General features: G+C 72.3%; 16 protein-coding genes. 5 read left to right on the forward strand and 11 right to left on the reverse strand.

The window, feature by feature from the left end; translation table 11 throughout:
- Positions 1-4 precede the first annotated feature (4 nt).
- Positions 5-850: an alpha/beta hydrolase gene (locus ABZ833_RS18765; RefSeq protein ID WP_361047848.1), complete on the reverse strand. Its 846-nt coding sequence runs from the start codon at positions 848-850 to the stop codon at positions 5-7.
- A gap of 182 nt (positions 851-1032) precedes the next feature.
- Here ABZ833_RS18765 and sigJ point away from each other — a divergent pair, with 182 nt between their 5' ends.
- Both sigJ and ABZ833_RS18775 read left to right on the forward strand, forming a co-directional pair.
- Complete coding sequence (gene sigJ, locus ABZ833_RS18770) at positions 1033-1926, forward strand: RNA polymerase sigma factor SigJ (protein ID WP_361047850.1); 894 nt, start codon at positions 1033-1035, stop codon at positions 1924-1926.
- Between the two features lie 267 nt (positions 1927-2193).
- Positions 2194-2955, forward strand: a complete 762-nt coding sequence (locus tag ABZ833_RS18775; protein WP_361047852.1) for a GntR family transcriptional regulator — start codon at positions 2194-2196, stop codon at positions 2953-2955.
- A 21-nt stretch (positions 2956-2976) separates the two neighbouring features.
- Here ABZ833_RS18775 and ABZ833_RS18780 read toward each other — a convergent pair whose 3' ends face one another.
- The 3 genes from ABZ833_RS18780 to ABZ833_RS18790 form a co-directional block, all read right to left on the reverse strand.
- Complete coding sequence (locus tag ABZ833_RS18780) at positions 2977-4134, reverse strand: ROK family transcriptional regulator (RefSeq protein WP_249591343.1); 1158 nt, start codon at positions 4132-4134, stop codon at positions 2977-2979.
- A 106-nt stretch (positions 4135-4240) separates the two neighbouring features.
- Positions 4241-4903, reverse strand: a complete 663-nt coding sequence (locus ABZ833_RS18785; RefSeq protein ID WP_249591344.1) for a response regulator transcription factor — start codon at positions 4901-4903, stop codon at positions 4241-4243.
- 14 nt (positions 4904-4917) lie between these two features.
- A complete protein-coding gene (locus ABZ833_RS18790) occupies positions 4918-6135 on the reverse strand; it encodes a histidine kinase (protein ID WP_361047855.1) in 1218 nt (405 codons plus the stop codon).
- Between the two features lie 108 nt (positions 6136-6243).
- Here ABZ833_RS18790 and ABZ833_RS18795 point away from each other — a divergent pair, with 108 nt between their 5' ends.
- The 3 genes from ABZ833_RS18795 to ABZ833_RS18805 all read left to right on the forward strand — a co-directional run bounded on the left by ABZ833_RS18795 (position 6244) and on the right by ABZ833_RS18805 (position 8483).
- Positions 6244-7176 (forward strand): ATP-binding cassette domain-containing protein, encoded by a 933-nt coding sequence (locus tag ABZ833_RS18795; RefSeq protein WP_361047858.1) that lies wholly within the window; start codon positions 6244-6246, stop codon positions 7174-7176.
- Positions 7177-7178: 2 nt separating this feature from the next.
- On the forward strand, positions 7179-7916 hold the full coding sequence (locus ABZ833_RS18800; RefSeq protein WP_361047860.1) for an ABC transporter permease: 738 nt from the start codon (positions 7179-7181) through the stop codon (positions 7914-7916).
- Positions 7917-8003: 87 nt separating this feature from the next.
- Positions 8004-8483, forward strand: a complete 480-nt coding sequence (locus ABZ833_RS18805; RefSeq protein WP_361047863.1) for a hypothetical protein — start codon at positions 8004-8006, stop codon at positions 8481-8483.
- Here ABZ833_RS18805 and ABZ833_RS18810 read toward each other — a convergent pair.
- The 7 genes from ABZ833_RS18810 to ABZ833_RS18840 all read right to left on the reverse strand — a co-directional run bounded on the left by ABZ833_RS18810 (position 8461) and on the right by ABZ833_RS18840 (position 17375).
- Positions 8461-9003 (reverse strand): GNAT family N-acetyltransferase, encoded by a 543-nt coding sequence (locus ABZ833_RS18810; protein WP_361047865.1) that lies wholly within the window; start codon positions 9001-9003, stop codon positions 8461-8463. The genes ABZ833_RS18805 and ABZ833_RS18810 overlap by 23 nt on opposite strands.
- Positions 8994-10073, reverse strand: a complete 1080-nt coding sequence (locus ABZ833_RS18815; RefSeq protein WP_361047867.1) for an enoyl-CoA hydratase/isomerase family protein — start codon at positions 10071-10073, stop codon at positions 8994-8996. Before ABZ833_RS18815 ends, ABZ833_RS18810 begins: the two co-directional genes overlap by 10 nt.
- Before the next feature lie 120 nt (positions 10074-10193).
- Entirely contained in the window at positions 10194-11495 is a 1302-nt protein-coding gene (locus tag ABZ833_RS18820) for an alpha/beta hydrolase (protein WP_361047870.1), read from the reverse strand.
- 85 nt (positions 11496-11580) lie between these two features.
- Positions 11581-12594: a methylmalonyl Co-A mutase-associated GTPase MeaB gene (gene meaB, locus ABZ833_RS18825; protein WP_361047872.1), complete on the reverse strand. Its 1014-nt coding sequence runs from the start codon at positions 12592-12594 to the stop codon at positions 11581-11583.
- Positions 12595-12596: 2 nt separating this feature from the next.
- Positions 12597-14813: a methylmalonyl-CoA mutase gene (scpA, locus tag ABZ833_RS18830; protein ID WP_361047874.1), complete on the reverse strand. Its 2217-nt coding sequence runs from the start codon at positions 14811-14813 to the stop codon at positions 12597-12599.
- A complete protein-coding gene (gene mutA, locus ABZ833_RS18835; RefSeq protein WP_361047877.1) occupies positions 14813-16675 on the reverse strand; it encodes a methylmalonyl-CoA mutase small subunit in 1863 nt (620 codons plus the stop codon). Before mutA ends, scpA begins: the two co-directional genes overlap by 1 nt.
- Positions 16676-16817: 142 nt before the next feature.
- Positions 16818-17375, reverse strand: a complete 558-nt coding sequence (locus tag ABZ833_RS18840) for a hypothetical protein (protein WP_361047880.1) — start codon at positions 17373-17375, stop codon at positions 16818-16820.
- Positions 17376-17441 lie beyond the last annotated feature (66 nt).

The raw sequence follows: 17441 nt of genomic DNA on the forward strand, positions 1-17441 counted from the left end.
AGTGCTACGCCGACGGCACGCGGCGGCACGTGTCGAGGACGACGCGCGAGACGAGCGCCGGATCGTCGTTCATCGGGACGTGCCCGCAGCCGGGAAGGCGCACCAGGCGGGCATCGGGCACGGCGTGCTTGGCGCGGACGCCCTGGCGGCGCAGCAGGATCCGGTCGCGCGTGCCCCACGCGACGGTGACCGCGAGTCCGGGCACGTCGTCGCTGAAGGACACGTCGCGCCCGGCGGCGAGGGTCTGCTCGAACCCCTCGGCGTCGCGCAGCGCGAGCGTCTCGGCGACGACGGCCTCGGGTGAACGGCGCCCCGGGTGGGCGTAGATGGAGCTGGTGAGCGCCGCCCGCCCGGCCACCGTCCGCGAGAGCCGCTCGATCAGCGGCAGCGGAAGCAGCCGCGCCCCGTGCCGCATCGCGAGCAGGGTGTTGAACGCGTACCGCCGCTCCCCGGGCGTCCAGAAACCGGCGGGGGACAGCGCGGTGACCGAGCGCACGAGCTTCTCCCGGCCGAGCTCCAGGGCGAGCAGACCGCCCAGCGAGTTGCCCGCCACGTGCGGACGCTCGACCTCCAGCGCCTCGCACAGCGCGCCGAGCACGGACACCACGGTCGATATGTCGTACGGCAGCCCTTCGGGGAGCGCGGGGGACTCCCCGAAGCCCGGCAGGTCCACGGCGATCACGTCGTACTCGGCGGCCAGAATGCCGAACACCGGGTCCCACGCCTGGCGGTGGTGGCCGATGCCGTGCAGCAGGAGCAGCGGCTCGCCCTTGCCCGCGCGTTCGTAGGCGACGGACAGTGTCCGCGGGCCGCCGGGGGATTCGACGCTGAAGGACACCTCTGCGGCCATTGCTGCTCCAGTCCCCGCCGCCTTGCGACGGCCCTCAGACACTTTAGACACGTTGTCAGCAACAATTACCGCTCAGTAGCCCCCAGTTCAAGAGGGTGAGGGCAACGGTCGCCGGTCCGATGTGGGGCGCGACGCACCTGTACTGCCTGGACAGCCGGTGGCCCGTCGGCTGGGATGGAGACGTGGCAGCAACCGACACCGCTATCGACGTCTTCGAAGAGCACCGGCCCGTCCTGATGGGCGTGGCCTACCGCATGCTCGGCAGGGTGGCCGACGCGGAGGACGTCGTGCAGGACGCCTGGCTGCGCTGGTCGGCGGCCGACCAGGCGCACGTGCGCGAACCGCGTGCCTACTTGGTGCGCGTCACCACACGGCTCGCCATCGACCGGCTGCGCCACGTGCAGTCGCGGCGCGAGTACTACGTGGGTCCCTGGCTGCCCGAACCGCTCGTCACCGACTACGGGCCGACCGTCCCGGACACCGCCGAGCAGGCCGTGCTCGCCGACTCCGTGTCCATCGCCGTCCTGGTCGTCCTGGAGTCCCTCTCGCCCCTGGAGCGCGCGGTGTTCGTGCTGCGGGAGGCCTTCGGGTTCCCGTTCTCGGAGATCGCCCTCACGCTGGACCGCGGCGAGCCGGCCGTGCGGCAGCTCGCCGCGCGGGCCCGCAAGCACGTCGACGAGGGAAGGCCGCGCTATGAGGTGGATCCGGACGAACGCCGGAACCTGACCGAGCGGTTCCTCGCCGCGGCGGCGAGCGGCGACCTGGAAGGACTGATGTCCCTGCTCGCGCCGGACGTACGCCTGGTCGGCGACAGCGGCGGAAAGGCCAAGGCACCGCTGCGCGTCATCGAGACGGCCGGCAAGGTGGGCCGCTTCCTCGACGGCGTGGCCCGCTCGGGCCTGCGGGAGGGGGCGGAACTGGAGGTCCGGTTCCTGGAGCTCAACGGCGCGGACTCCGTGCTTCTCCTGGTGGACGGCAAACCGGACTCCGTCTTCCAACTGGACGTCGTCGACGGGCAGATCGCGAGCGTCTACATCATCCGCAACCCGGACAAGCTGGTCGGGTTCGCCTCCTAGAGGGCTCCCCGGCAGCCTCCTGGTCATCAGGTGGCAGACCCCCGTCCACGCAGGGCGGGGGTTTTGTCTTGTTCGCTACGCGCGCGTGACCCGACACCAACACCGCGTGAATGCTCTGTGGCATCGTCCCTGTGCGGGCTGTAACGGATCGAGGATTGGTCTTGACCAAGGGTGGGTGCCGCTCTATCGTCGCAGAGATAGTGCAGGAACCTTTAATAAACAAGGGCGCTAAAAAGCCGCCGGCACACGGCGATTGCGGAGGACAGGGTGGGGACCACGCAGCTGGAAACGGCACCGGAGCCGAAGTACTGGCACCTCAAGACCGTGCTCAGCGAGGCACTCGACTCAGAGTTCGCCGTCGGCGAGATCCTGCCCAACGAGCGTGATCTCGCGGCCCGGTTCGGCGTGGCCCGCGCCACGCTCCGCCAGGCACTCGAGCAGCTGGAGCTGGAAGGCAGGCTGCAGCGCCGCCGCGGGGTCGGCACGACCGTCGCCCCGCCGCGGATGGGTGTGGCCGTCGGATCCGCACAAGGCACGTGGCCGGGCGAGGTCGGCGACGCCTGGCAGCCCGCTGACTGCGCACCGGCGGTCCCGCCCACCGAGGTGGCCCGCATGCTGGAGACCGACCCCGACGAGCAGGTGCACGTGGTGCGTCGTACGCGCGTCTCGCACGGCCAGCCCGTGGCCGCCGAGCTGCTGTACGTGTCGACGTCGTCCGTCCCGGAGCTCTCCGCCATCGACGCCCCGTCCGGACCGTCACGCGCGCGTGGCGTGCTGCGCGAACTGCACCGGCTCGGCCTCGAAGGACAGGACCGCGCCGTCGAGCTCGGCTCCGCCCGCGCGGACGACGCCAAGGCGCTCGACCGTCTCCCCGGAGCCCCGGTCCTCGTCGTGACGACCCGCTTCCTCGCCGAGGGGCGCACCGCCGCGGTATCCGTGGCGACGTACCGCGCGGACACCTGCCGCCTCACGTTCGGTGACGCGGGCGGCGTCGAGATCCACCACGGCCCGGAGCGCCGGGCTTCCTGACCCCGGCGCCGGCGCGGCGCCTCAGCGCCGCGCCGTGACGGTCCCCTCGACCGCGAACAGCTGCTCCTCGACATGGTCGAGGGCAAGCCGCAGCGCGCCCGTCGCGACGGCGGCCTCGCCGAGCACCGAAAGGGCCACCCGGGGCGGCCGCAGGCAGTAGCGGGCCAACTCCCGGCGCAGCGGCTCCAGTACGCCGTCCAGACCGGCCGCCCAGCCGCCCACGACGACCAGTTCGGGGTCCAGGGCGAGCACCAGCGCCGCCACGTCGTGCACCAGGCGCTGGATGAACCGCTCCACGGCCTGCCGCGCCCGCTCGTCGCCCTCGCGCGCGTGGGCGAACACCTCCGCCACCGCCTGCTCGTCGAGCGGGTGCAGCGGCTCGTCCGTGGTCGAAAGAAGCGTCTCCGGCGTCACGTCACGGCCCAGCAGATGCAGGGCACCGATCTCACCGGCGGCGCCGCCGTACCCGCGGTGCAGCCGGCCGCCGATCAGCGCCCCGGCCCCCGGGCTGAGGCCCGCGAGGACGAACACCATGTCGTCCACCTCGGTCGCGGCGCCCTTCCAGTGCTCGGCCACGGCCGCCGTGTTCGCGTCGTTCTCCACCAGGACCGGGCACTTGAAGGACCGGCGAAGGCGCTCGCCCAGGGGGAGTCCCGTCCACTCGGGCAGCGCCGTGCCGAGCCGGACCGTGCCGTCCGCCTCGACGATGCCGGGGCTGCCGACGCCCACCGCGCGCAGTGAGCTGCGGGCGATCCCGCCACGGCGCAGCAGATCGGCGACCGCGGTGCGCAGGCGCTCGATGCGTTCGTCCGCGGGGGCCGTCTCGTCCACGTCCTTGGCGGTCGTGCCGAGCACCCGGCCGTCCAGGTCCGAGAGGACCGCGGCCACCCGGTGCGGGCCGATCTCCAGGCCGAGCAGATGCCCCGCCTCGGCCCGGAAGCGGAACCTCCGGGCGGGCCGTCCCTGGCGTCTGGCCGCGCCTTCCTCGGCGGCGGTCTCCACCACGAGCCCGGCATCGATGAGCCCCTCGACCACGCCTTCGACCGTGGGTCGGGAGAGCCCGGTCACCCGGGTGACCTCGGTGAGTGTCGCGAAGTCCGCCCCACGCAGCGCGTGCAGCACCACCGCGGAGTTGATCCGCCGCAGCAGAGAGGGATCCCCGCCGGTCAGCCGCCCCAACGTCCGTCCTCCCAGCTCGTGCGCATGATGGGCGGATCGTACTCGCCGGGGCCGACCGCTGCGAGTGCCGGGCCCACCTGTGACGGAGAGTGCCGATCAGGAGTGCTCACCCGGGCGCGACGAAACCGGATTCGTACGCGGCGATGACGGCCTGCGTCCGGTCGCGTGCCCCCAGCTTCGCGAGCACGGAACTCACATGGGACTTGACGGTCTCGGCGCCGACGATCAGCTCCGCGGCGATCTCCGCGTTCGACAGGCCGCGCGTCATCAGACGCAGTACGTCCGCCTCGCGCTCGGTGAGCGCCGCCCGCTCCAGGGCGGCCCTGGCCTGCGCGTTTCCGGGGCGCTGCCCGTACTCGCCCGCCAACTGCCGCACCGCGGCGGGGAACAGCAGCGACTCGCCCTCGGCGACCAGACGGACGGCGTTCACGATCTCCGCGGGACGGGCGCGCTTGAGCAGGAAACCGTCGGCACCCGCGCGCAGCGCCTCGTACACGTACTCGTCGTTCTCGAAGGTCGTCACCACGAGGATCTTCGGCGGGTCCTGCACCGTGCGCAGGACCGCGCGCGTGGCCTCGATGCCGTCGAGGAGCGGCATCCGCACGTCCATGGCGACCACATCCGGCCGCAGTCGGCGCACGAGCGGAATCACCGCGGCGCCGTCCGCCGCCTCGCCGACCACCTCGATGTCGGGCTGCGCCTCCAGGACGGCCCGCAGACCGGCGCGTACGAGGGGTTCGTCGTCGACGAGGAGGACAGTGACCGGCATCCGGTCAGCCTAGATCACCTCAGGGGCAGCTCGACGTGCACCTGCCATTCGCCCTCGCGGGGGCCCGTGGTGGCCCGGCCGCCAAGCAGCGTGGCCCGTTCCCGGATGCCGCGAAGGCCGCTGCCGCCCCGGCCGGTCGGCGGTCTCCCCTCGGGCAGCGTGTTGAGCACCTCCATGCCGAGCACGCCGTCGCCGACGGCGATCCGCACCCGCACCGGGACAGGACCGGAGTGGCGCAGCACATTGGTCAGCGACTCCTGGAGCATGCGGTAGCCCTCGCGGGACACCGGGCCAGGGACGCTCTCCAGGGGACCCGTCACCTCGGTCTCGACCTTCGCGCCCGAGGCGCGCGCGGACTCCAGGAGGCGGTCGGCGTCGGCGAGCGTGGGCCGCCGGCTCGCGGGCCGCTCGTCCTCACGGAGCACCCGCAGGACACGCTCCAGGTCTTCGAGGGCGGCCCTGCCGGTCTCCTCGATGGCGTCCAGCGCGCGGTCGGTGAACTCCGGGTCCGCGGCGGCCCGCGCGGCGCCCGCCTGGACGACCGCGACGGTCAGCGCGTGCCCGATGGAATCGTGCAGTTCCCGCGCGATGCGGTTGCGTTCGAGGAGCTGCTCGGTGCGCTCCTCCAGGGCGGCGAGGCGCTCCTTGGGGGAGGGGCCGAGCAGGTGCCGGGCGGCCGAGGCCATCAGCCGGCCCGCGACCACCATGACCGCAAGGAGCGCCGCGACAGGGATGGGCACGAACAGCGCGTTCAGCGGGTTCTGGTCCGGCAGCGGAACGAACAGACCGGAGGCGTCGCCGGGCTCGGACGTCGATCCCAGCAGGGCCAGTGCGATCCCCAGGAGCTGCACCGTGACGAGCATCGCCGCGCAACCTGCCTCCAGGCGCAGCACGGCCCACAGCGCGGTCCTGCTCCGGTCGCGCCACGAGGCCGAGGGGGCCACGGAGATGCCGTGATCCTCTTGGCCGCCCGGCACGCGCGCGTGCTGCCCCGCGAACAGCATCAGCCGGGCCTGCAGCCCCTCCGCCCGGCGCAGCGACGGCAGCAGCAGAGGAGCCGCCGCCACGAGCGGGATCGGCTGGAGCGCGATCAGGACCCAGTCCCCGGTCGAGGGACTGCTGAGACCCGGCGTGACGAACGCGCCGATCAAGGCGATGGCCGAGCCGATCAGCAGATGCAGCCAGCGCGTGTAGGTCACCGCCTGCGTGAGCGGCCTGAGGAAGCGGGGCATCCCGTCATCGTGCCAGCCGCGCCCGGCCGCACGGTTCCCCCGTGCGGGGGAGAGCGCATCCCCGGGCGGGGGAAGACCCGGCACACCCCCCACCGCGAGGCTGAAGCCATGACCAGCATCGACGTCCAAGACCTCACCAAGGAGTACGGCACCACCCGCGCGGTGGACGGACTGACCTTCACCGTCCGCCCGGGGAAGGTCACCGGCTTCCTCGGGCCCAACGGCGCCGGCAAGTCCACCACCATGCGCCTCGTGCTCGGCCTCGACCGGCCCACCTCGGGCACCGCGACGGTGGGCGGCCGCTCCTATGCGGCCATCGAGGAACCCCTGCGCCACGTGGGAGCCCTGCTCGACGCCCAGGCCGCGCACGGATCACGTACCGCCCACCACCACCTCCTCGCCCTCGCCGTCAGCAACCGCATCCCCGTGCGGCGCGTGGACGAGGTCCTCGAAGAGGCCGGACTCGCCACCGTGGCGGGGCGCCGGATCAAGACGTTCTCCCTCGGCATGCGCCAGCGCCTGGGCATCGCCGCCGCGCTGCTCGGCGACCCGCGCGTCGTCATGCTGGACGAGCCCTCCAACGGCCTCGACCCCGAAGGCATCATCTGGATCCGCGAACTGATGCGGCGCCTCGCCCGCGAAGGCCGGACGGTCCTCGTGTCCAGCCACCTCATGAACGAGACGGCCACGTTCGCCGACCACCTGGTGGTCCTGGGCCGGGGCAAGCTGCTCGCGGACACCTCGATGCCGGACTTCATCGCGGCGCACAGCAGCCCGCGGGTGAGGCTGCGCACCCCTTCGATCGACCGGCTGCGCGGCCTCCTGACGGACAAGGGGTACGCGATGGCCGCGGGGGACGACGGCCGCTGGACGGTGGAGGGCGCGAAGGCAGGGGAGATCGGGTCCATCGCGGCCGGACACGGCATCCCCCTCCTCGAACTCTCCGACGAGCAGGCCTCCCTGGAGCAGGCCTACCTCGCCCTCACGGCCGACGACACCGAGTTCGCCGCCGCCACCCCGATGTCCCGCCAGGAGGCCTGACCATGTCGACGACCGCCGTGCTCCGCTCGGAGTGGATCAAGATCAAGTCGGTGCGCGCCAGCCTCGGTTCGCTGATCGCCGTCTTCGTGGCCACCGTCGCCATCACCGTGCTCGCGTTCGCCGCGGTCGGCACGGCGGAGGCGGACAACGCCGACTTCGAGCCCCTCTTCGGCGCCTTCTACGCGCTCAACTTCGGCCAGATCGCCGCCATCGCCTTCGGTACGACGGCGATGTCGTCCGAGTACCTGAACGGCGCCCTGCGGATCTCGCTCTCCGCGGTGCCGCGCAGAGGGCTCTTCTACGGGTCCAAGGTCGCCGTGGTGGGCGCCCTGGCGCTCGGCGTGGGGCTCCTCACCAGCTTCGTGGGCTTCCTGGCCGGTCAGGCCTTCATGGGGGAGTACGCCATCGGGCTCGGCCATGACGGCGCCCTGCGGGCATGCGTCGGCGGGGGCATCTACCTCGCGCTCATGGCGCTGCTCGCCGCCGGGCTCACCATGGTGCTGCGCAGCGGTGTCGCCGTCCTGAGCATCCTCATCCCGTTCACGCTCATCGTGTCCTTCGTGGTCGGGGATGTCGCGAGCGGTGTCGCGCAGTTCCTGCCGGACAAGGCGGGACAGCAGGTGCTGCACGAGAACCCGTCGGGAACTCTCGGCCCCTGGGCGGGACTTGCCGTCTCGGCGGCGTGGGCCGCCGCCGCGCTGCTCGCGGGCTGGTGGGCGGTGCGCAGGCGCGACGCCTGAGGCGCCGAGCGGGGCACGTGTCCGGATGGTGACGCCGAGGGCCTGACGGCGGGCCAGTTGTCAGTGTCGGCCGCTTTACTGGGTGTCATGAGTACCGCACAGCATCTCGCCGCGATCGACCTGCTGCGCTCACGGGAGTTCCCCGCGGAGCACGGCAGGTCGTCGTGCGGCACCGGCGGTCCGGGGTATCACATCGCCGAGTTGCTGACGAGTGGCGACTTCTGGGAGGACGACGGCACGCAGTGGGAGGCGACCGCCGATCAGTACGAGGCGGAGCGCGACGGCCTGACGGTCCTGCTGACCGAGCGCTGGGGAGCGCCCCAGATGTTCAGCCTGGCGAGCCTCTTCGAGCGGACGCTGAGCGACGGTGACGGCGAAGGCGACAGCGAAAGCGATGAAGGGGCGGGCGAGGACATACCGGAGCCGTGGGGCTCACTGAGCTCCTCGGTGCCGGACCTCCACCTGTGGCGGGTCGACGGACGGTGGATCGCTCTCGGCGTCTCCCAGTGGGACAAGGAGCTGCCGTTCCAACTGCTCGCCGTCGTCACGGAGATCGATCCGCCGTAGCGGGAGCGTTCAGGGCGTGGACGCGGATGGCGCGGCCGCAGTAGGGGTCGAGGGTGGCGCGCTCGACGCGCATGCCGAGCTTGTTCATGATCCGCTCCGATGCGTCGTTGCCCACCTGGGCGATGCTGACGACCCGCTCCAGACCGCGGTCGGCGAAGCCGAAGTCGAGGGCGGCCCGTGCGGCCTCGGTGGCAAGGCCCTGCCCCCAGAAGGAGCGCCCGAGCCGCCAGCCGATCTCCACCGCGGGCAGCACCTCGGGGAGGTAGTGCGGCACGGACAGACCGGTGAACCCGGCGAGTTCACCGGTGGCGCGGACCTCCACCGCGAAGAGCCCGAAGCCCTCGGTCTCCCACCCGTGCTCCCACCTCGCCATGGTGGACCGGGTCTGCTCCGCGTCGTGGACGGAGCCGTCGCCGATCCACCGCATCACATCAGGGTCCGCGTTGATGGTGGTCATGGGGGCGATGTCCGACTCGCGCCAGCGCCGCAGGACGAGGCGGGGCGTCAGGATCAGGGGCATCGCGGGGCCGCCTCGGGGGCGAGGCCGAGCTCGTCGCCGTCGCGCGGCGCGAAGTGACGGGCCACCTCCGCGTCGGTCACCTGCGTGAGCCCGGCGGGGGACCAGCGCGGATTGCGGTCCTTGTCGACGACCTGGGCGCGGATGCCCTCCACCATGTCCGGCGCGGTGATCGCGGTGGCCGACACGCGGTACTCCTGGTCGAGCACCTGCTCGAGCGAGGCGAGGGCGCGGGCCCGGCGCAGGGCGGCGAGGGTGACCTTCAGGGAGGTCGGCGACTTGCCGAGGATGGTCTCGGCCGTCTCCTTCGCGGCCTGGTCACCGGAGTTGTACAGCCGGTCGACGATCTCCTCCACGGAGTCGGCCGCGTAACAGGCGTCGATCCACTCGCGGTGGGCGGCGAGTTCACCCTCGGGCGGGGCGACGGCGTACCGCGCGACCGCCTCGCTCACCTCGGTGTCGGCCAGCGCCGCGGTGAACTCCGCGAGCCGCTCCGAGGGCACGTAGTGGTCGGCGAGGCCGCACAGCAGCGCGTCGCCCGCGCCCACCGCCGAGCCGGTCAGCGCGAGGTGGGTGCCCAGTTCACCGGGCGTCCGCGTCAGCAGATACGTACCGCCGACGTCCGGCACGAAGCCGATCCCGGTCTCCGGCATGGCGATCCGGGAGCGCTCGGTGACGATCCGCACGCTGCCGTGCGCCGAGACGCCGACCCCGCCGCCCATCACGATGCCGTCCATGACGGCGACGTACGGCTTCGGGAAGCGGGCGATGCGGGCGTTGAGCCGGTACTCGTCACGCCAGAAGGCCACGGACGCGGCGCCGCCGCCCGCCCGGATGTCGTCGTGGATGGAACGGATGTCACCCCCGGCACAGAGCCCGCGGGAACCGGCGCCGGTGAGGACCACGGTGGCGACGGCGTCGTCCTGCTCCCAGCCGGTCAGGGCGCCGTCCATCAAGCGGACCATCTCGTGATTGAGGGCGTTGATGGCACGGGGGCGGTTGAGCGTGATGTGCCCCGCGCGGCCTTGGACACGCAGGAGAACGGGAGCTTCGTCGGAGTCGGCGGTGGGCATGGGGCGAGTGGCTCCTTCGAAGGCGGATGGTTCGCTCGTCGGGCACGCGAGGGCTGTGCCCGCACAGATCGAATCTACGTCGTGGGCCCGGCGAGCGGCGGCGGGGGCCGTCCGGTTCCGTCAGGGCGAGTGGAAGGCGACCTCCGGGTTGGCCGGTGAGGGGCCGTTCAGCAAGGGGCGGTGCCGGTCGTCGAGGTGCTTGTCGAAGAAGGCCCTGACGTAGGCGGTGGTGATCTGTCCCGAGCGCTCGCCGGAGAGGGGCGCCTCCGGGTCGGTCATGCCGAGCTGGGCGCCGAGTACGGGCATGTCGGTGAAGGTGAGGTGCCCGGAGTCCGCGACGGTGAGCCAGCACTTCCAGCCGTGCAGGCCGCGCCACTGGCGTGGCCAGGTGACGTCATCGGCAAGGGGGTTGTGATCCTTGCGGGTGCCGAGCATGAGGACGGGGCGGCCGGTGCCCGCGGCCGGGACCGGGGCGAAGAACGAGCCGTCTAGGTTGGCGGCGGCGCGGATCCGGCGGTCCGTCCCGGTGGCCACGGCCGCCGCGTTCCCGCCGAGCGAGTGGCCCGCGGCCCCGATGCGCCGGGTGTCGACGAGCGCCGCGTAGTCGGGGTGGTGCCCGCCGGCCGGGCGGGATCGGCCGGTCAACGCGTCGATGACGTACGAGATGTCCGCTGCCCGGGTCCGTGCGGCCTTGGCCAGCATCCTCTTCTCCCCGGCGTCTCCGCCCGGGGCCTGCTCGACCTTCTCGCACGCGATACAGGTGCGTATGCGCGAGGAGTCCGGGGAGTCCGGGGAGTCGGAGGAGTCCTTCGTGTCCGGGAACTCCGTTCCGTAGGACTCGTACGCGTGGTCGACGACGGCGACCACGTAACCGTGCGAGGCCAGCTCCTCCGCGAGTGTGCTGAGGGTGGCGCGGTGCAGTGTGAACCCCGGGGAGAGGACGACGAGAGGGTGCTTGCCCCCGGCGGGACGGGCGGCGGGGCGGGCGTTCGTACGGACGGAGGTCAGCTGACCGGCGTCGATCCTCTGGTCAAGCTTCAGCCCCTTCAGGAGCAGTTCCGCCTCCTCGGCCGCCAGGTACGGAGCACGGCCACCGTCCCGGTCGGTGCCGCCGGCGCCGGGCCGGGCCGGATAGAAGACGGACACCATCAGCTCTCGGGGCCCCGCTGAAGGCACCCACGGGTCACGGCGCTTCTGGTCCACGAGGTGGAGGGTGTCCCGTCCGATCTCGTGGGAGCCGGAAGGACGGGGAAGGGAGAGCGCGGCTTCCGAGGCTGCCGACGGTGCTGATGGTGCCGACGGGGAAGCCTGCCCCGGCGGGGACGAGCCGTCGGCCTCGGCGCAGGCCGCGACGGTCGGGGTGAGGAGGGAGACGGCCAACAGGGCGGTGACGGCGCTGCGCCGTGTGCGGATTCTGATCATGCACAGGAGCGTAGGGACCGCGGGAGACGTCCGGTACAGACGAAGGTGTGGAGCAACCCACTACTTTCGTAGGGGGTTTGCCGCCCTAGCCGGCCCTGGAATCCCCATCCCCCCGACCCTGAAACGCCTCCAGAATCCGCTCGGCCGCCAAAGTGGCCGTCAACGTGCCCTCCCGTACCCGCTGCTCAAGATCGGGGGCCAGATCCCGCACCGCCCCGTTCCCCCGCAGCCGGTCAAGCAGCTCGTCCCGCACCATCGTCCACGTCCAGTCGACCTGCTGGTCACGCCGCTTGGCGGCCAGACGTCCCGTGGAGTCCAGAAGCGTGCGGTGCTGCTCCAGGCGGTCCCAGACCTCGTCGAGGCCGCTGGACTCCCGTGCGCTGCAGCTGAGCACCGGCGGGGTCCACGCGGCGTCCGCCGGGTGCATCAGGCGCAGGGCGCCCGCGAGTTCACGCGCCGCCGACCGCGCGTCGCGTTCGTGCGGGCCGTCCGCCTTGTTGATGGCGAGGACGTCCGCCAGTTCGAGTACGCCCTTCTTGATGCCCTGCAGCTGGTCGCCGGTGCGGGCCAGACTCAGCAGCAGGAACGAGTCGACCATGTTCGCGACCGCCGTCTCCGACTGGCCCACGCCCACCGTCTCCACGAGCACCACGTCGTAGCCCGCCGCCTCCATCACCACGATCGACTCGCGCGTCGCCTTCGCGACACCGCCGAGCGTCCCGGCGGTCGGGGAGGGGCGTACGAACGCGGACGGGTCCACCGCGAGGCGTTCCATCCGCGTCTTGTCGCCGAGGATCGAGCCGCCCGTACGGGTCGACGACGGGTCGACGGCGAGGACGGCGACCCGGTGCCCGAGCCCGGTCAGCATCGTGCCGAGGGCGTCGATGAACGTCGACTTGCCCACGCCGGGCACGCCGCTGATGCCGATCCGCCGCGCCCGCCCGCTGTGCGGAAGCAGCTGGGTCAGCAACTCCTGTGCCAGGGCCCGGTGTTGGGGCCGGGTCGACTCGACGAGCGTGATCGCGCGCGCGATCTGCGCCCGCTTCCCGTCGAGCACGCCCTTGACGTACGCGTCGATGTCGATCCGCGGCGCCGCCATGCTCACAGCTCGTGGCCGAGGTCGGCCGCCAGCCGCTTCACCAGGTCGTACGCGGCGTCCGGGATCACCGTGCCGGGCGGGAAGACGGCCGCGGCGCCCATCTCCAGCAAGGTCGGCACGTCCTGCGGCGGGATCACGCCGCCCACCACGATCATGATGTCCTCGCGGCCCTCGGCGGCGAGCTCCGCACGCAACGCCGGTACGAGGGTGAGGTGTCCGGCGGCGAGCGACGAGACGCCGACGATGTGCACGTCCGCCTCGACGGCCTGGCGCGCGACCTCCGCGGGCGTCTGGAAGAGCGGGCCGACGTCCACGTCGAAGCCGAGGTCGGCGAAGGCGGTGGCGATGACCTTCTGGCCGCGGTCGTGGCCGTCCTGGCCCATCTTGGCGACCAGGATGCGCGGACGGCGCCCCTCGGCCTCCTCGAAGGTCCCGACGAGCGTGCGGGTGCGTTCCACGGACGGGGACGAGCCTGCTTCGGTGCGGTACACACCGGAGATCGTACGGATCTGGCCCGCATGACGCCCGTACGAGGCCTCCAGGGCGTCGGAGATCTCGCCCACGGTCGCCTTCGCGCGCGCCGCGTCGACCGCGAGGGCGAGGAGATTGCCCTCAAGGCCGGGACCGGGGTCACGCTCGGCCGCCGCCGTCAGAGCCCGCAAGGCGTCCTGGCAAGCCTGCTCGTCGCGCTCCTCGCGCAGGCGCTTCAGCTTGGCGATCTGCTGGTTGCGGACGGAGGAGTTGTCGACCGCGCGGACGTCGATCTGCTCGTCGGTCTCCACGCGGTACTTGTTGACGCCGATGACGGGCTGGCGCCCCGAGTCGATCCGCGCCTGAGTACGGGCCGCGGCCTCCTCGACGCGCAGCTTCGGGATGCCCGCGTCGATGGCCTGCGCCATGCCGCCCGCCGCCTCGACCTCCTCGATGTGCTGCCAGGCGCGGCGCGCCAGGTCGTGCGTCAGCTTCTCGACGTACGCGCTGCCGCCCCACGGGTCGATCGTCCGCGTCGTGCCCGACTCCTGCTGGATGAGCAGCTGGGTGTTGCGGGCGATGCGCGCGGAGAAGTCGGTCGGCAGGGCGAGCGCCTCGTCGAGGGCGTTCGTGTGCAGCGACTGGGTGTGGCCCTGGGTCGCCGCCATCGCCTCGACGCACGTACGCGTGACGTTGTTGAACACGTCCTGCGCGGTGAGCGACCAGCCCGAGGTCTGCGAATGGGTGCGCAGCGAGAGCGACTTGGCGTTCTTCGGGTCGAACTGCTTGACCAGCTTCGCCCACAGCAGGCGCGCCGCGCGGAGCTTGGCGACCTCCATGAAGAAGTTCATGCCGATGGCCCAGAAGAAGGAGAGCCGGGGCGCGAACGCGTCGACGTCCAGGCCCGCTTCCTGACCGGCCCGCAGATACTCCACGCCGTCCGCGAGGGTGTACGCCAGCTCCAAGTCGGCCGTCGCGCCCGCCTCTTGGATGTGGTAGCCGGAGATGGAGATGGAGTTGTAGCGCGGCATCTTCTGCGAGGTGTACGCGAAGATGTCGGAGATGATCCGCATCGAGGGCTTGGGCGGATAGATGTAGGTGTTGCGGACCATGAACTCTTTGAGGATGTCGTTCTGGATGGTCCCGGCCAGCTTCTCGGGCGCCACGCCCTGTTCCTCGGCGGCCACGATGTAGAGGGCGAGTACGGGGAGCACCGCGCCGTTCATCGTCATCGACACCGTCATCTTGTCCAGCGGGATGCCGTCGAAGAGCTGACGCATGTCGTAGATCGAGTCGATCGCGACGCCCGCCATGCCGACGTCACCTGTCACGCGCGGGTGATCGCTGTCATAGCCGCGGTGCGTCGGCAGGTCGAAGGCCACCGAGAGGCCCTTCTGGCCTGCCGCGAGGTTGCGGCGGTAGAAGGCGTTGGACTCCTCGGCGGTGGAGAACCCCGCGTACTGCCGGATCGTCCAGGGCTGGTTGACGTACATCGTGGGGTAGGGGCCGCGCAGGTACGGCGCCACACCCGGATACGTCTCCAGGAAGTCGAGGCCTTCGAGGTCGGCGCCGGTGTACAGCGGCTTGACCGCGATGCCCTCCGGGGTCTCCCACAGGAGGTCGTCGTCCGCCTTGCCGGTGGTCTCCTTGACGGCGCTGCGCCACTGGTCCTTGGAGACCTGCTCCTTGGAGACCTCGGGGGAGGCGTCCGGCGTCAGGCCGACGCCGGAGAAGTCGGGGATCGCCATTACGCCACTCCCATGTGGTCGAGGGTGGAGGAGAGCACGGACACGGCGTCGCAGCCCGCGAAGACGTACGCGTCGACGGCTGTGTACTCGGTGGTCTCGGCGGGGCGTCCCGCGAGGAACACCCGCTGCGCGCCTGCCGACTTGAGCGCTTCGGCGACCGCTTCGGCCTGCTCCTCGTAGAGCGCGTCGCTGGAGCAGAGGCACGCCACCGTGGCACCGCTCGCCTTGAACGCGTCGGCGGCCGTCGTCGCGTCCACCGACACCGGGTCGTGGACGGCTTCGATGCCGCCGGCCTGGAAGAGGTTCGCGGCGAAGGAGGCCCGTGCGGTGTGCGCCGCGGCGGGGCCGATCGCGGCGAGGAACACCCGCGGGCGGGCCCCCGCCGACGCGAGGTGGGCGTCCGAGCGGGAGCGCAGGATCTCGTACGCCTCGTCGCGGCGGACGCGCGGCAGGCCGCCCGACGCCTCGGGGGCGGGCGGGGCCACGCGCTCGACCGGACGCTCCGTCAGGTTCGGGAACTCGCTGACGCCGGTGATCGGTTCACGCCGCTTGGCCAGCTTCGCGCTGCGCTTGGCCCAGGTGGCGGCGAGGCGCTCACCGATCAGGCCGGAGCGCAGGGCCGCGGCCTGGCCGCCCGCGCGCTCGATCTCCTGGAAGAACTCCCAGCCCGCGTGGGCCAGTTCGTCGGTGAGCCGCTCCACGTACCAGGAGCCGCCCGCCGGGTCGATGACGCGGGCGAGGTGCGACTCCTCCAGGAGGATCGTCGAGGTGTTGCGGGCGATGCGGCGCGCGAACGCGTCCGGCAGGCCGAGCGAGTGGTCGAAGGGCAGGACCGTCACGGAGTCGGCGCCGCCGACGCCCGCGCCGAGGCAGGCCACCGTCGTCCGCAGCATGTTCACCCACGGATCGCGGCGCGACATCATCACGGGCGAGGTCACCGCGTGCTGGCGCTGCGCGCCCGCGTCCGGGGCGCCGCAGACCTCGGCCACCCGGGCCCAGAGCCGCCGCGCGGCCCGCAGCTTGGCGATGGTCAGGAACTGGTCGGCGGTGGCCGCGTACCGGAACTCCAGCTGGGCGCAGGCCGCTTCGACCGTGAGCCCCGCCTCGGTCAGCTCGCGCAGGTAGGCGACCGCCGTGGCGAGCGAGGCGCCGAGCTCCTGCCCGGCCGAGCCGCCCGCCTCGTGGTAGGGCAGGGCGTCGACGGCCAGCGCGCGGAGGTTCGGGTACTCCTGCCCGCACTGCCGGGCCAGTTCGACCGCGGCGGCCGGGTCGAGCCGCTCGCCGGTGCGGGCCTCGTGGCCGAGGGGGTCCGCGCCGAGGGTGCCGCGCGCGGTGTCCTTCGGGATGCCACGCTCCTCGTAGAGACGGAACAACTCGCGTGCCGCGGGGCCGACTTCGCTGCCCGCGTCCAGGGCGAGGGGCGCCAGGTCGAGGAAGACGCCGTCGAGGGCGCGTTCGATGCCGGACACCGGGAGCGCGCCGGGGCCCACGCCGAGCCACAGCGAGGTGACGCCGTTCTCCAGGTCCGCGAGCACGGTCTCGTTCGTGCCCGCGGGATCCGCGGTCGCGTGCCGCTGCCGTACGTCCCAGCCGGCCGCGGCACTGCCTGCGGCGGTGCCGCCCCTGACAAAGGGGGCGAAGCCCGGGTAGCCGGCGTCGGGCGCGGCTTCGCGGGCGGTGTACAGGGGGCGGGTGCTGAGCCCGTCCTCGAGTGCGGTGGACAGCGCTTCCTCCGCGGCCGACCCCGATACGTCCTTACCCGATTTGCGCAGTACGCCTTCCACCAGGCGCTGCCACTGCTCATGGGTCGCATCAGGGAACTCGGCGGCCAGGGAAAGCCCGTCGTCAGGCAGGACCGTCATGGGCATGATGCTAGGGCGGAACCCCTGGCACCCGGTGCCGTGTGGGGCTGTGACCTTGGCCTCCTCCGGACGCTCTTGATCTCGAACGGGCGGGCGGCTACGGCGGGGAGCGGACCCCGGCCTCTCCGTGCCCGCTCCGGAGTCACTCCAGGCCAGAGGCCCTGAAGACCCCCTCGGCCGTATCGCGGTCGATACGTTCCGAGAGCCGGCGCAGGGCGGTCGCCCCGCACAGGAGCGAGCCGCAGGCCACTGATGCGCGGGCGCCGTCGGACACGAGGTGCCAGAGCTCCGGGTTGACGACGAGCACCTCGGGATCGAGCACGACCTCGCCACCGGCCGCGTCCCGCAGCGCAAGGCGGGGCGAGATGCCGTCGGACCGGCGCACCGCGACGAGCTGATCGAGGCGCACCGACCGGACACGCAGCGGCCCGCGCGAGACCAGGGTCCTGTCCCGCGCCGCCACGCGCGGCGGAGTGAGGACGGCGAACAGGAGCACGCCGAGACCCAGCCAGAGCAGCGCACGCCAGACGGTGAGCCTGCCGACCGCCGCGTCGAGCGCGAGCAGCAGCCCGAGGAGCAGGAGCGAACAGGCGGCCGCCGAGCGGGCGTCACCGGCCCAGGTGCTGTCGTGCGCCCAGGGAACGCGTTCCGGGGGAGCGCCGGGGATGCGCCGTGCGGGGCGCGTCGTACGTCGGGCCATGAGGCGACGCTAGGGGCGCCTCGCGGGGCCCCGTGCCGCCGCGCTCGACCCTTGACGCACCGCTGA

Origin of the sequence: Streptomyces sp. NPDC047525 (assembly GCF_040643025.1) — a bacterium.
Taxonomy (GTDB): domain Bacteria; phylum Actinomycetota; class Actinomycetes; order Streptomycetales; family Streptomycetaceae; genus Streptomyces; species Streptomyces durmitorensis.

Bases quoted from the DNA above. Each gene is read 5' to 3' on its own strand.
- ABZ833_RS18765 (WP_361047848.1), bottom strand. From the start codon at position 850: ATGGCCGCAGAGGTGTCCTTCAGCGTCGAATCCCCCGGCGGCCCGCGG.
- ABZ833_RS18785 (WP_249591344.1), bottom strand. From the start codon at position 4,903: ATGCCGGTCACTGTCCTCCTCGTCGACGACGAACCCCTCGTACGCGCC.
- ABZ833_RS18790 (WP_361047855.1), bottom strand. From the start codon at position 6,135: ATGCCCCGCTTCCTCAGGCCGCTCACGCAGGCGGTGACCTACACGCGC.
- ABZ833_RS18795 (WP_361047858.1), top strand. From the start codon at position 6,244: ATGACCAGCATCGACGTCCAAGACCTCACCAAGGAGTACGGCACCACC.
- ABZ833_RS18800 (WP_361047860.1), top strand. From the start codon at position 7,179: ATGTCGACGACCGCCGTGCTCCGCTCGGAGTGGATCAAGATCAAGTCG.
- ABZ833_RS18805 (WP_361047863.1), top strand. From the start codon at position 8,004: ATGAGTACCGCACAGCATCTCGCCGCGATCGACCTGCTGCGCTCACGG.
- ABZ833_RS18810 (WP_361047865.1), bottom strand. From the start codon at position 9,003: ATGCCCCTGATCCTGACGCCCCGCCTCGTCCTGCGGCGCTGGCGCGAG.
- ABZ833_RS18815 (WP_361047867.1), bottom strand. From the start codon at position 10,073: ATGCCCACCGCCGACTCCGACGAAGCTCCCGTTCTCCTGCGTGTCCAA.
- ABZ833_RS18820 (WP_361047870.1), bottom strand. From the start codon at position 11,495: ATGATCAGAATCCGCACACGGCGCAGCGCCGTCACCGCCCTGTTGGCC.
- meaB (WP_361047872.1), bottom strand. From the start codon at position 12,594: ATGGCGGCGCCGCGGATCGACATCGACGCGTACGTCAAGGGCGTGCTC.
- scpA (WP_361047874.1), bottom strand. From the start codon at position 14,813: ATGGCGATCCCCGACTTCTCCGGCGTCGGCCTGACGCCGGACGCCTCC.
- mutA (WP_361047877.1), bottom strand. From the start codon at position 16,675: ATGACGGTCCTGCCTGACGACGGGCTTTCCCTGGCCGCCGAGTTCCCT.
- ABZ833_RS18840 (WP_361047880.1), bottom strand. From the start codon at position 17,375: ATGGCCCGACGTACGACGCGCCCCGCACGGCGCATCCCCGGCGCTCCC.